The organism is Phytobacter diazotrophicus (genome assembly GCF_052061655.1).
Lineage (GTDB): Bacteria > Pseudomonadota > Gammaproteobacteria > Enterobacterales > Enterobacteriaceae > Phytobacter > Phytobacter diazotrophicus.
Genome location: NZ_CM125428.1, coordinates 163419 through 177319 on the forward strand (window position 1 = coordinate 163419; position 13901 = coordinate 177319).

12 protein-coding genes are annotated in these 13901 nt (G+C 54.8%); 3 read left to right on the top strand and 9 right to left on the bottom strand.

What is annotated here, in order from left to right:
* Positions 1-43 precede the first annotated feature (43 nt).
* From ACS0RQ_RS00795 to ACS0RQ_RS00820, 6 genes are all read right to left on the bottom strand, one after another.
* On the bottom strand, positions 44-511 hold the full coding sequence (locus ACS0RQ_RS00795) for a NanQ anomerase/TabA/YiaL family protein (protein WP_271849241.1): 468 nt from the start codon (positions 509-511) through the stop codon (positions 44-46).
* Between the two features lie 11 nt (positions 512-522).
* Positions 523-1521 carry a 3-dehydro-L-gulonate 2-dehydrogenase gene (gene yiaK, locus ACS0RQ_RS00800; protein ID WP_039080160.1) on the bottom strand — a complete coding sequence of 333 codons (999 nt, stop codon included), beginning with the start codon at positions 1519-1521 and terminating at the stop codon, positions 523-525.
* A 111-nt stretch (positions 1522-1632) separates the two neighbouring features.
* Positions 1633-2496: an SMP-30/gluconolactonase/LRE family protein gene (locus ACS0RQ_RS00805; protein WP_271849242.1), complete on the bottom strand. Its 864-nt coding sequence runs from the start codon at positions 2494-2496 to the stop codon at positions 1633-1635.
* A gap of 1 nt (position 2497) precedes the next feature.
* Entirely contained in the window at positions 2498-3565 is a 1068-nt protein-coding gene (locus ACS0RQ_RS00810) for an ABC transporter substrate-binding protein (RefSeq protein WP_271849262.1), read from the bottom strand.
* Positions 3566-3628: 63 nt separating this feature from the next.
* Entirely contained in the window at positions 3629-4699 is a 1071-nt protein-coding gene (locus ACS0RQ_RS00815; RefSeq protein WP_271849243.1) for an ABC transporter permease, read from the bottom strand.
* 17 nt (positions 4700-4716) lie between these two features.
* Positions 4717-6237, bottom strand: coding sequence for a sugar ABC transporter ATP-binding protein (locus ACS0RQ_RS00820; protein WP_039080163.1), 1521 nt, complete (start codon positions 6235-6237; stop codon positions 4717-4719).
* 222 nt (positions 6238-6459) lie between these two features.
* Between ACS0RQ_RS00820 and yiaJ the strand changes: the two genes are divergently transcribed.
* Entirely contained in the window at positions 6460-7275 is an 816-nt protein-coding gene (gene yiaJ, locus ACS0RQ_RS00825) for an IclR family transcriptional regulator YiaJ (RefSeq protein ID WP_039080164.1), read from the top strand.
* Between the two features lie 124 nt (positions 7276-7399).
* On the top strand, positions 7400-7873 hold the full coding sequence (locus ACS0RQ_RS00830; protein ID WP_071195052.1) for a 4Fe-4S dicluster domain-containing protein: 474 nt from the start codon (positions 7400-7402) through the stop codon (positions 7871-7873).
* A 65-nt stretch (positions 7874-7938) separates the two neighbouring features.
* Here the strand turns inward: ACS0RQ_RS00830 and avtA are convergent, their stop codons facing one another.
* Positions 7939-9192, bottom strand: coding sequence for a valine--pyruvate transaminase (gene avtA / locus ACS0RQ_RS00835; RefSeq protein ID WP_039080166.1), 1254 nt, complete (start codon positions 9190-9192; stop codon positions 7939-7941).
* 220 nt (positions 9193-9412) lie between these two features.
* The gene (locus ACS0RQ_RS00840; protein WP_271849244.1) at positions 9413-11443 is read right to left on the bottom strand and encodes an alpha-amylase; all 2031 of its coding nucleotides are present in this window, start codon (positions 11441-11443) and stop codon (positions 9413-9415) included.
* 317 nt (positions 11444-11760) lie between these two features.
* Here ACS0RQ_RS00840 and ACS0RQ_RS00845 point away from each other — a divergent pair, with 317 nt between their 5' ends.
* On the top strand, positions 11761-12588 hold the full coding sequence (locus tag ACS0RQ_RS00845; RefSeq protein ID WP_039080168.1) for a protein bax: 828 nt from the start codon (positions 11761-11763) through the stop codon (positions 12586-12588).
* 79 nt (positions 12589-12667) lie between these two features.
* Here ACS0RQ_RS00845 and xylR read toward each other — a convergent pair whose 3' ends face one another.
* Positions 12668-13846 carry a D-xylose utilization transcriptional activator XylR gene (xylR, locus tag ACS0RQ_RS00850; protein WP_271849245.1) on the bottom strand — a complete coding sequence of 393 codons (1179 nt, stop codon included), beginning with the start codon at positions 13844-13846 and terminating at the stop codon, positions 12668-12670.
* Between the last annotated feature and the right edge of the window lie 55 nt (positions 13847-13901).

Consider the following 13901-nt stretch of genomic DNA (forward strand, 5'->3'; position numbering starts at 1 on the left):
TTCGCTCCTTTTATTTATCAGGTATCGATAAATAAACAACGGATTAATTCAATGCGGAAACCGCAACTTTAACGACTATTTTTCTGATCGCTGTTTCTCTGTGTTTATTACAGGCAGGACGATGGACATCCTGCGGAAAAAATATGGCGTAATTACCTGGCACCATTTCAATCAACGATTCGTTTTCACTGTCGTGATAGAAAATAATATCGCGCTGCTCAAGTAATTCTTCGCTCACCACGTTATTGCCAGTATCAATGGCGACACCGATTTGTTCTTCGCCGGAATATAAATATTGAATATCCAGATAACGGCGATGCACTTCCGGGCGCAACTCATCGTGAGGGCGAGTGGTCAGATCGAGGATCTGCGCGTAAATCGTGCGCCCCTCAATTTCCACCACGCCCGGCTCCAGCTTGCTGAAATCCGTGGTACGCAGGAATTCCAGTGCCTTTTCAATCGCTGCCGGATACTGGCAGGCATTGGGTTGAGAAATATGTCCATAAATCATGATGATAATCCTTAGAGCGACTTGATTTTCGCCCACACGCTGTCGTCAACGGTGATACCGTTGCGGCGGTTTTCTTCCAGCAGACGCGTAAATTCATGGCCCGGCAGACGCACAGGGACATTTTCATCGGCACGTTCAGCGGTCGTGATGTAATCCATGATGCGTTGCAGCTTGGCATCACGGGTGGCGCCGTCGATCAGTTTGTCCACTTCGATGGCGATAAAGACCTGCGAAATGTTGAACTCGTCGCTGTTGTCTTCGGTGACGGCGGCCACGGAAGAGCCATCGGACAGCAGGGTGGCGATCATATCCAGCACGATAGAGAGGCCAGAACCTTTCCAGTAGCCCATCGGCAGAATGCGACGGTTTTTCTCAATCGGCGCCGGGTCTTTGGTCAGCTTACCTTCGTCGTCAAAGCCACCCTCAACCGGCAACTGGCGGCCCGCCAGGCGGTTCACTTCCAGCATGCCGTAGGAGAACATCGACATGGACATATCCACCATGGTGATCGGCGTGGACGGAATGGCTACGATCAGCGGGTTAGTCCCGATACGGCACTCTTTCGCACCCCACGGCGGCATAACGGCGATGGAGTTGGTCCAGCAAATACCGATGTAGCCTTTCTCCGCTGCCTGCCAGCCGTAGCTGCCGCCGCGCATCCAGTGGTTAGCGTTACGTACCGCCACCAGGCCGATACCGTGGTCGGAGGCCAGTTCAATCGCCCGGTCCATCATCTTTTTCGCGGTCAGGTTGCCGATAGAACGCTGGGCATCCCACTGTTCAATCGCCCCCAGCGACGTGATGCGTTTTGGCAGCGCATCCGGAATGATGTCGCCATTTTCCAGTTGCTGGATAAAGCGCGGGAAACGGTTTACGCCGTGTGAATAGACCCCTGACTCGGTGGTGCGGGCAAACATCTCCGCACAGGCATCGGCGGTTTCTGCCGCCACACCGCGTGCCAGCAGGACACGGTTAAACTCATTTTTAAGATCAGAAAAACTCAATAACATACGCTTTCTCCATCACATCTTCGTTTTACATAGTGGAATGGCATTCCACTAAACTATGTTGGGTTGTGAAAACGCGCCGGCAGGGCCGGTGCGCTTCGGTATTAATCCTGTTTATCCCTGAATACGGGAGGGGGCGATGGTCACCCGGTAAAGCGATGTGGTCGCGGTAATAAACAGCGTATTTCCGTCAGGCCCACCAAACGTGCAATTAGAGACGCGTTCAGGGACGGGAATCGTTTCCAGCAGCCTCCCCTGCGGCGAGAAAATCAAAACACCGGTCTCGCAACTACAGAAAATATTCCCCGTCGGGTCAACGCAAAAGCCATCCGGAATACCCGGCGCAACCTGGGTGACCACGTGAGAAAATACCGCGCTATCGCCGTCGAGACGGTAGGCGCGAATTTCCCGGCGGCCCTGCGTCGGAAAATCAATAATCGACATATCCGCCACGTAGAGCCATTTATCATCCGGCGAGAAGGCCAGCCCGTTAGGGCGCTGAGTATCGCTGATGGCGATCGTCGCCCGCTTGTCCGCTTCATCAAAACGGTAGACGTAGCAGCCGATGACCTGGCTTGCCGCACGATAACCCTCTTCGTCGCCGACGATGCCGTAGGGTGGGTCGGTAAACCAAATCGACCCGTCCTGGCGCACTGCGATATCGTTGGGCGAGTTGAAACGCAGCCCGTCGATTTTGTCCACCAGCAGGGTGTGATTCCCCTGCTTATCTGTCCGGCTGATACCGCGACGGCCATGTTCGCAGGTTAATAAACGCCCTTCGTTATCCAGCGCGTTGCCGTTGGCAAAGTGGGACTCAGCGCGAAACACGCTGACGCCGTTTTGCGCACTCCAGCGGTACATCTTGTTGCCCTTCACATCGCTGAAAATCACGCTCTGCTGTTCTGCCAGCCACACCGGGCCTTCCGCCCAGATGGCCGGAGAACACAGGCGTTCAAAACTGCCCGCGACGGCTAACATCTCACTTCACTCCCCAGATGGCTTTGTAGTGATCGCGATACTGGTTACCCGGGTCGAATTCATTGTTCTGGCCGCCGTCGGCGCTGATGTTTTCTTTGGTGACCAGGTGCGCCGGGGTGACATAGCCAGAAGGTTGTTTACCGGCGAAGGCACGGTTGAACTCATCCAGTAGCTGCCAGCCGTGCAGTTTCAGCGGCTCTGGCACGGTCGCGACTTGCGCTTTGCCATCGCGTACGCGCTGATAGGCGGTAACGGAACCGTCGCCTGCTGAGATGTTGTACGGCGGTTTGCCATCCGTACCTTTACCCGCGGTTTGCAGGGCCGGGGCCATAAAGTCGAAGTACAGGTCGTTGATGGCCAAAGAGTATTCGAACTTATCACCATATTTTTGCATCAGGCTGTAGGTCATGCCCGGCATGCGGTTAGAGGTGTCGGCAAGCGGGGTATCGATAAATTCAACCACCTGGCAGCCGCTGCATTGCTCAATCACTTTCTTCATCGCGTTGGCTTTATCCAGAGCGATTTGGTAGAGCGAGTCGGTGAAAATCAGCACCTTTGCCGTGCCGTTGGATTTCGCGACGGCGTAGAGTGCCGCCATGCGTGACACTTCGTTAGAGTCGGAGGTCACGTTGTAGAAAATGTTGTAGGCCGGAACCGGACCCGGTGCCGGAACAGCGTGCCATGCGGTCAGTACGATTCCCTCTTTCACCGCTTTTTTGAGCGGGATTTTGGCGACGTTCGGGTTCCAGCCACCGATCACGATACCGTCCGGTTTGCGGGCAATCGCCTGGTTCAGCGCCGCCAGTTGGTCTTTTACCGAACCCGCACCGTCCAGCACGTCGAGTTGCCAGCCCGCGATTTTTGCCGCTTCTTCAAGCCCCTCTTTAACGCCCAGCACGCCGCCGTTTTTCATGTCAGACGCGATGAAGATAATCTTTTTGTTCGGCTGTAACGCCGGGCCCTGCGTTGGGCCATCCCACACGGTGACAGGCGCGGTCGCTTTGGCAATCGCCGCCTGCGCCTGCTGAACATAGCTGTCCTCGGCCAGGGCGAAACCGCTTGCCATCATCAACCCGGCAGCCAGACAGCATTGAACTATTTTGTTATACATTTTCAGTTCCTTACGCGAGAGTCATTGGGTAACAGAGGAGCCCGGTGCGGTCGTTTGAGCACGCTGCACCAGTTTTTTATTTAATGCCCGGCGGCGCTGTGCATAACCGGCCAGGGTAATCGACAACAGTAGCGTCGCACCGTTAAACAGCGGCTCGACCCAGAATGCGCCGCCAAACTGCTGAATCCCGGCGATACCAATCGCCAGTACCGCAATCCCGACCACCGTGCCCCAGACGTTCACGCGCCCCGGACGAATAGTGGTACTGCCAAGGAACGCCCCCACAAGGGCAGGCAGCAGATAGTCCATGCCGACGCTGGCCTGGCCCACGCCCTGCTCAGCGGCAATGATCACCCCGGTAAACCCGGTTAAGGTGCTGGAGGCGATAAAGGCGCCGATGGTGTAACGGTTAACGGCGATGCCGTTGAGCGCAGCCGCGATCGGATTACCGCCCACCGCATACATACAGCGACCAATCGGGGTGTGTTCGGTGATGATCCACAGCACTACGGCGGCAAACAGGACATAAAAAGCTACCACCGGAATGCCAAACAGATCTGAATGGTGCAGGGCAATAAAGGCGTCCGGTAAGTCGCCGACAATCTGCCGTCCACCGGAGTGCCAGAGCGCGATGGCGTAGAGCACGGTACCGGAGCCGAGCGTAGCCACGAAGCTATCGATGTCGGCCAGCGCCACCAGAATGCCGTTCAGCAGGCCATACAGCGCGGAGAGCGCCAGCACGATGGCCACGGCCACCGGCCAGGAAAAGCCATATTCCACCTGCAACGTGATGGCGAGGATGTGCCAGAGCACGATGCCAAAGCCAACATTAAGGTCAATTTTCCCGACAATCATCGGGATGGTTGCCGCCAGCGCCAGCAGAGCGATTTTCGATTTACTGTCGAGAATGGCCTGTAAGGTCAGCAGTGAAGCGAATGAAGGCGTCGTCAGCGAAAAAACGATAACCAGTACCACGCAGATCACGGGCAGGCCGTAACGAGTGGTTAATTGTCCAAGCCAGGCGGCGGCACCGTGTTCATGAAGCGATACGCGTGATTCCAGGGCCGTCGATTTCATTGATGTTTTAGCCATAACTAACGCACTCCGACTTAATGTAGTGTGCCGCTGCCTGACGCCAGTTCGAGCAATCTGGCGAAGGTGACATCCTGGTTGAGAAGCTCGCCGACAATTTGCCCACGGTTAAATACCAGCGCCCGGTTGCAGATATGCGCCACCTCTTCCAGGTCATTGGAGATGACCAGAATGGCGACGCCGTTTTGCAGCGCCTGATTGAGCAGGTCATAGATTTCCGCACGCGCGCCGACATCAACGCCCGCGGACGGGTCTTCCAGAATGAGCAGTGGAGCATTGAGTGAAAGCCAGCGCGCCATCACGACTTTTTGTTGGTTGCCGCCGGACAACGCGCTGATTTCAATGTTGATCTGCGCTGGCCGGACATCGAACTGGCGGATTTTCTCCCAGCTCATCGGCGCTTCGCTTTTTTCGTTATAGCGGGACAGCGGGGCGTGACCGTGTTTACACGGGTTCATAAACAAGTTTTCACGCACCATCATGCCCGGAATCAGACTTTCATGAAGGCGATCGCCTGCGACAAAAGAGACGCCCGCAGACATCGCCTCCCCTGGTGTTGTCGCCGTAAACGGCACGCCATTTAATGTGATTTGCCCGCTTTCCTGCGTACGGCAGGCAAACAGCAAACGTCCAATCTCTTCCTGTCCGGCGCCGCGCAGACCGGCGAGCGCCACCATCTCACCGGCACGAAGCTCGAAAGAGACGGGGCCGGTATCACCCACTTTGACGTTGTCCATCTTTAACAGCACCGGCGCATCACCGTCGGGTAACGCCTGGCGCTGGTCGTCACGCAGACTTTCGCCAACAATCAGTTCGACCAGACCACGCAGGGTGTAGTGGTCGATGTCACCACCACCTGCATAGCAACCATCGCGCATGGCGCAGACGGAATCGGCCATCTCCATCACCTCATCCAGACGATGGGTGATATAAATCATGCCGACCTGTTTTTCCCGCAAGATGTTCATTACCCGGAACAGGTGGCGAACATCGTCCGCGGGAAGGGAGGCCGTCGGTTCATCAAGCACCAGCACCGAGGCATCTACCGCTACCGCACGGGCTATTGCCAGCAGCGATTTTTCAGTGCGGGAGAGGTCGAACACGCGGTCATCCGGATCAAGTTGAATGCCGATGTCTTCCAGCGCTTTTTGCGCCTGACGGCGTGTTGCCGCCCAGTCAATCAGCCCAAAGCGACGGGGAAAACCCATCACCAGCGCCATGTTTTCCGCGACAGTCATCCACTCCACCAGACCTAAATCCTGATGGATAAAGGCAATAGGCTGCTCGTTGCCCCGGCGCAGCGCGGCGGCAGAATCCACCGGCTCACCGCGAAACAGGATTTCGCCACCGTCGCGGGAATAGACACCGGCCAGCACTTTGATCAGCGTGGATTTGCCCGCACCGTTCTCCCCCAGCAGCGCCACAACCTTGCCCGGATAGATATCCAGGCTGACGTTGTTGACCGCCACATTTCCCCCAAAGCGCTTAACGATATGGCGCATGGATAACAAAGGAGATAACACTGCTGCTTCTGCCATTTAAGATGACCTCCCACCGAGGGAATGAGAACGTTGTGCGACCTGTAAATTTCACTATGCGAAATCTGATTTCAAATATAGCGATCATATTTTGACAAAGCAATTGCTGGATATATTTTTGAAATGTAATAAAATCAATAAATTACAAATTTTCTGTTCAGATCGTGAAGTGAAACACACTTTGCGCTACCATCAGGTCGCCACAAAAAGGAGGCGAAAGCGATGAACACCAAAGAGAGTGAAAACACGCAGGAGAAAGAGAGGCCGGCAGGAAGCCAGAGCTTGTTTCGCGGTTTGATGTTGATAGAGATACTGAGCAATTACCCGAACGGTTGCCCGCTGGCGCATTTGTCCGAACTGGCGGGGCTGAATAAAAGTACCGTGCACCGATTGCTGCAAGGGCTGCAATCCTGTGGCTACGTGACCCCCGCGCCCGCTGCCGGGAGTTATCGCTTAACCACAAAATTTATCGCTGTTGGACAAAAGGCGCTCACATCGCTGAATATTATCCATGTTGCCGCGCCGCATCTGGAAGCGCTGAACCTGGCGACCGGGGAAACCATCAATTTCTCCAGCCGCGAAGACGATCACGCCATTCTGATTTACAAACTGGAACCGACGACGGGCATGCTACGTACGCGCGCCTATATTGGTCAGCATATGCCGCTGTACTGCTCGGCGATGGGTAAAATCTATATGGCCTTCGGTCAGCCCGATTATGTGAAAGAGTACTGGGAGACGCATCAGGAACAGATTCAACCGTTGACGCGTAATACCATTACCGGCCTGCCCGCGATGTACGATGAGCTGGCGCAGATCCGCGAAACCAGTATGGCGATGGATCGTGAAGAGAATGAGCTGGGCGTCTCCTGCATTGCCGTCCCGGTGTTCGATATTCACCACCGCGTGCCGTACGCCATCTCTATTTCGCTTTCTACATCACGCCTGAAACAGATTGGCGAGAAAAACCTGCTCAAACCGCTGCGTGATACGGCGCAGGCTATCTCTAACGAGCTGGGATTTACGCTGCGCGTGTAGGCAGAAGGCCAGATGTGATCAGGCAAATGAACGATTTACCCGCTTTCCCCATCGGGATCAAAGCGAAGACGGTTCATTCTCTGGCACTCTGAACGGAATTTTTCTGTATCAGGGGTGTGGAGAAATGAACCGTTTTATACTTGCGGATTCGACCAAATGTATCGGCTGTCGTACCTGTGAAGTCGCCTGTGTGGTCTCACACCAGCAGGATCAGGACTGCGCGGCGATCTCCCCGCAAACCTTCAGCGCACGGATTCGCGTGGTAAAAACCGGCTCTTTTTCCACGGCGGTTACCTGTCGTCACTGTGAAGACGCCCCATGCGCCAATGTTTGTCCGGTGGGGGCCATCAGCCGGGTCAATGGCGCGGTGTATGTGGAGCAGACGCTGTGCATCGGTTGTAAGAGTTGCATGCTGGCCTGCCCGTTCGGCGCCATGCAGGTGACGATGGAAAATGACCAGGTACAGGCGCAAAAATGCGACCTGTGTCTGCACCGTGAAACCGGACCTGCCTGTGTGGAAGCCTGCCCGACCAGCGCATTAGCCTGCATCGATCCCATCAGGCTGCGACAAAGCCGCCTCAACAGTCATTTAGCGTAACGTATTGACGTTTCTGGTTAAGAGATGCGAAGAGGAGGCCCTCATCAAGAGGGCCGGATTGCTGATTACGCGTGCTCACGCCAGGCGATTTCAATTTCCTCGGCGAGGATTTTCACGCCGGCTTCGATTTTTTCCGGGTCTGGCACATAGTTCATGCGCATACACTGGTGCGTGTGCGGCCATGGCTTATCCAGCCCAGGAAAGAAATAATCGCCGGGGACCATTAACACGCCGCGCTTTTTCAGACGCTGGTACAACAGCTCGGTCGTGATCGGCAGGTCTTTAAACCACAACCAGAGGAAGATGGCCCCTTCGGGCTTGTGGATCAGGCAGCGCTCTTCTGGCAGGTAGCGGCGAATAATCGCGATCGTTTCCTGCACTCGCTGGTAGTAAAACGGCTTAATCACGGTTTCCGACAGGCGCAGCAGATCGTTGCGCTTAATCATTTCGCACATCATGGCCGGGCCAATACCGCCCGGTGCGAGACTGATAATGCCGTTCATATTACGGATGGCGGATATCACCTTGTCGTTGGCGATGATAATACCGCAACGGCTTCCCGGCAGACCCAGCTTCGACAGGCTCATGCAGAGGATAATATTCGGATTCCATAAAGGCCGCGCTTCGCTAAAAATAATGCCCGGGAAGGGGACGCCATAGGCGTTATCAATAACCAGCGGAATGCCGTGTTGATTGGCCAGCGCATCCAGTTTGATCAGCTCTTCATCGGTAATGACGTTACCGGTTGGGTTGGTCGGGCGCGATACGCAGATCATCCCGGTCTCTTCACCGATGTGCAGGTGTTCGAAATCGACATGGTATTTGAACTGGCCGTCCGGCAGCAGTTCGATATTCGGGCGTGCGGAGACAAATAGATCTTCTTCCAGCCCGGAATCGGCGTAGCCGATGTACTCAGGCGCTAATGGAAACAGCACCTTACTGGTGGTTCCGTCGGCACGGCGACCAGCAAACAGATTGAATAAGTAGAAAAACGCGCTTTGGCTGCCGTTTGTCAGTGCAATATTTTGTGGTTCAATGTCCCAGCCCAGTTCATCGCGCAGCATGCTTGCCAGCGCCGTCAGCAGTTCGGTCTTCCCTTGTGGGCCATCGTAATTACACAGCGCATCAGTGGCTTTGCCGTTTTCGACCATTTCTGCCAGCAGATTATGGAAGTAGTCGGTCATCGCCGGAATTTGCGCCGGGTTACCGCCGCCGAGCATGATGGCGCCCGGTGTGCGCAGGCCATCGTTAAGGTCTTCCATCAGGCGGGTGATGCCAGCGTGACGGGTAAATTTGTCGCCGAAAAGTGAAAATGTCATAGCTGCTGTTCTGTCGGGCCGATTTTAAAAATGGCTAACCATAGCGCTACATACCCTGCTGTGCAAATCGGATGAGATGGGGTCAGGTGACGTTTTATTTTGTTAATTTATGTTTTGGTGGATTTTTATATTGCTATGCCGATGGGTTTATCGTCCCGGTAAGCGCAGCGCTACCGGGGAATATACTGGAAGGCGGCGTAAACGCTACGCAGGAAGAGACTCAGCGATTCCCCGCCCAAACCACCATCACTTTGTCGCCGTTGTGCTCGCGCACGAAGCCGTATCCTTGTGGCAGGCTAAGCGTTGTCTGCTTACCCGCTCCCAGTGCCGGGTGACGCGCGCGGAATTGCCCCAGCGTTTGCCAGTGTTGCAGGGTTGGCGCCGCCTTGCCGTTGATGTCCTGCCAGTTCATGTCCGAACGTGTCCCCTGTAGCGGGTCGGAGCCGGTCGGCCCGAAAGGCCGGCTGGTTTCATCGCCATAAAAAATCTGTACTGCCCCTGGCGCCAGCATCAGCAACTCTGCCGCTTCCTGACCGCCGTCGCGGAACAGACGCGTGTCATGGGAAGAGAGATAACTCAGCGCATTAAAGCCCTGCAGCTTTTCTGCCATCTGCTGCCAGACGAGATCCATATTCGCCAGGCATTTCACCGCACCCGCGGCCTGTTCCTGATAATCAAAATTGATCATCGCGTCGAAGCCATGGTTGTAATAATCGCTGCGCATGACACCGTGCCCCCAGGATTCTCCGGTCATCCAGAACGGCGCGTCGTCGAGTTTTTTCTGCGGGTTCGCTTTTTTCCATTCGGCCAGCGCGTCGGTGGCCTGGGTTTTCAACTGCTGCCAGGCAGCGAGTTCGACATGCTTGGCGGTATCGATCCTGAAACCGTCAATGCCGTAATCACGCACCCACTGACTTAGCCAGTGGGTCAGGTAATCTCGCGGCGTGTAGCCAGGGATCTCTCGTGCGGCGGTATCGGGTTTATGACGATAAAAGTTCGGTAATCCTGACGGTGTGGTGGATTCGGTTTTCAGATCCGGCAGAAAGGCCAGCGACATGGTCAGGTCATCGAAGCCGGGGTTGTCGTAGTCGCCAATGTCGGTGCGGATCCACTTTTTGCCCCACCAGTTCTCCCAGGCCGCTTTGTCGCTGAAATTGATAAAGTCGTTAAAGCTGTGCCAGCTTTGCCCTGGGCCTGGCCGCCAGTCTGTCCAGCGCTCGCCGAGCACTTTTTTGCGCTCTTCACCCTGAACATACAGCGCGCCGAACTGAAATTCCTGCATATCTGCCAGCGTCGCATAGCCGGTGTGGTTCATCACTACGTCAAAAAGGATACGGATACCGCGCTTATGGGCTTCATCGACCAGAGTACGTAAATCCGCTTCGCTGCCCATGTTGGCGTCCAGACGGGTCCAGTCCTGCGTGTAGTAGCCATGATAGGCGTAATGCGGAAAATCGCCTTTTGTTCCACCACCTACCCAGCCGTGGATTTGCTCAAGCGGTGAGCTGATCCACAGGGCATTGACGCCAAGCTGCTGCAGGTAGTCGAGCTTGCTGGTAAGCCCCTTCAGATCCCCGCCGTGAAAGGTGCCAATCTCCTGCATCCCGTCTTTATGGCGTCCGTAGCTGTTGTCATTCGATGGATCGCCGTTGACGAAGCGGTCAGTCAGCACGAAATAGACCGTTGCATTTTGCCAGCTAAAAGGGGCAGGGGCATTGGTTTCAGCGCGTTCGAGCAATAGCAGGCCGCCGCTACCGTTAGCCGGTTGTAGCGTTATCTTGCCGTTTTGCACCATCGCTGTTTTCTGGCTGTAGAAATCGCGCACCATGCTCCCTTCCGGGAATGTCTTGCTGACATCCAGCGTCAGGGCTTTACCGTCCCAGGTGGGGCACTGGCGCACGACATTAACGGCCTGGGCAACGGCTTCGCTTTTTACCGACAGCATTAGCGTTGGCGTGCCGGAGCGGGTATCGAGTTGAATCTGATAATTCCCTTCACGGAAAACGCGCCACTGGGGGGCATCGCCTGTACAGGGTTTAAGGGAGAGCATCTGGTTGAGTTTGATGTCGGCGGCAGGCTGCCAGCACTGCTGATCAAGGTGCAGCGTCAGCGGGTATGACCCTTTCTGTAATGTGCTGTTGCTACGCCAGACTCCGGTACCATCATCGGAAAAGGCAGAGAGACCGGGAGCCGACCAGTTAGCGCTGGCGAAGGCCGGTGTAAGCAGGAGAAAAAGGGCACTGTATTTCATCTGATCCTTCCCGAGGCATCCGTTTTTACCATTGTGTCATTAGCCCGGCGCGGGCAACTCATCCCGTGAGCGCAATCGCCAGGGTGGAGAGCGCCGGGTGAGTGATCGTGCGCAAATTTTGCGCAGAATTTGCGATAACCGCCACAAATCTATGCTGTTGTTTTCGCGACGTAGCAGGTTTGAGATGACAGGCTTTCGGAATTGGATTATTTCTGTACGTGCCCTGAAGCGCTATTTTTGATATGATTTGAGATTCAGCTCTCAAAATTGTGTAAAAAATAAGGTGTTGGAATGTTTATATCCGACCAGGAGACTTAATGATATCGACTCCCTTGCGACGACTAGGGGCCACGATACTCATGTTACTCACCATCGCATTTTCAGGTGAGGTGCTTGCGCAGACGCACAGCAAAACAGCGAGTCACAAAGCCCCAATCTCAAAGACGACCGGTACAAAACAGGCAAGCAGTAAACAAGAGTATTCTCGCAATAGTGTAAATAGCAGTTCACTTCCTGACTTGCGAAAATACCCTTCCGGAGCACCAAGAAAGAAAGCGTTTCTCCGGACGGTCATGCCTTATATTACCAGTCAAAATGCAGCGATTACCGCTGACCGTAACTGGCTGATGTCACGTCAATATAGCCAACAATGGTCGACGGCTGACCGTACACGCTTGAAGGATATCGCCAAACGCTACAAGGTGAGCTGGTCTGGCAATACCCGCCGTATTCCGTGGAATGCGTTGATGGAACGCGTGGATATTATCCCGGACAGCATGGTCGCGACCATGGCGGCGGCGGAAAGCGGCTGGGGTACGTCAAAACTGGCGCGTACCAACAACAACCTGTTCGGCATGAAATGCGGGAAAGGCAGTTGTAAAAACGGTCCAGGCAAAGTGAAAGGTTATTCGCACTTTGAATCGGTGAAAGAGTCCGTGGATGCTTATGTGGTGAATCTGAATACTCACCCGGCTTATGCTTCTTTCCGTAAGTCCCGTGCGCAGTTGCGTAAAGCGGACCAGGAAGTGACAGCCAGCAACATGATTCATAAGCTGAAAGGCTATTCAACGAAGGGTGCAAGCTATAACAACTATCTGTTTGCCATGTATCAGGACAACCAGCAGCTCATCGCTTCGCACATGTAATAGTCACATGTAATCGTATCAACGCCTTCCACCCGGAAGGCGTTTTTCTTTCCTGAATACACTGTTCCTGAATGCCCCGTTAAATCAGTGTCTCACCGTAGCGTTCACGGTAATCCTTCGGCGTGCTGTCGTACTCTTTGCGAAATACTGAATAGAAATATTGCAGTGACGGATAGCCACACATCTGCGAAATTTCGTTGATGGAAAGGGAGGTGGAAACCAGCAAACTGCGTGCTTTTTCCAGTTTTTCCGCGTGGATCACCGCATGGATGGTCTCGCCCACTTCCTCTTTAAAGCGCTTTTCCAGATTCGAACGTGAAATCCCGACGGCATCCAGCACTTGCTCTACTTTGATCCCCTTACAGGCGTGATTACGGATGTAATGCATCGCCTGAATGACCGCCGGGTCATTCAGGGAGCGGTAATCCGTTGAGCGTCGCGCTACCACGCGTACCGGTGGAACCAGCAGACGCTGCAACGGCATCGGTTCGTTGTCCAGCAGGCGATGCAGCAGTTTCGCCGCCTGATAGCCCATCTGCCGGGTTCCCTGCGCAACCGACGAGAGCGCCACGCGTGACAGGTAGCGAGTCAGCTCTTCGTTGTCGATGCCAATCACGCAGAGTTTCTCCGGCACCGGAATATGCAGATGGTCGCACACCTGGAGCACGTGACGGGCGCGGGCATCGGTAACGGCAATAATGCCCGTCTGCGGTGGCAGCGTTTGTAGCCAGTCCGCCAGCCGATTTTGGGCGTGCTGCCAGTTCTCAGGCGCGGTGGTCAGCCCCTGATAGACCACCCCGCGGTATTTCTCCTGTGCGACCAACTGACAAAACGCATGCTCTCGCTCAACGGCCCAACGTTTACCGCTGGAGATGGGCAGACCATAGAACGCAAAACGGTGCACCCCTTTCTCTTTGAGATGCAAAAAGGCCTGCTCGACCAGGGCAAAGTTATCGGTGGCGATGTAGTGCACCGGAGGGTAGTTTTCCGGTGCGTGATAGGAGCCGCCGACGCCGACAATCGGTACGTCGACATCGGCCAGCAGGCGCTCAATTTCAGGATCGTCATAGTCGGCAATGACGCCATCGCCGAGCCACTCTTTGATGTTTTCGATGCGGGTACGGAAATCTTCCTCGATGAAGATATCCCACTCAGATTGTGACGCCTGCAAATATTCACCAACCCCTTCAACCACCTGGCGGTCATAGGCTTTGTTGGCATTGAATAACAACGTAATGCGGTGGCGTTTCTCGAACATATCGGTTCCGTCGCTGGTTAATCATTAATTCTGATTATCATATTCGGCACACTGC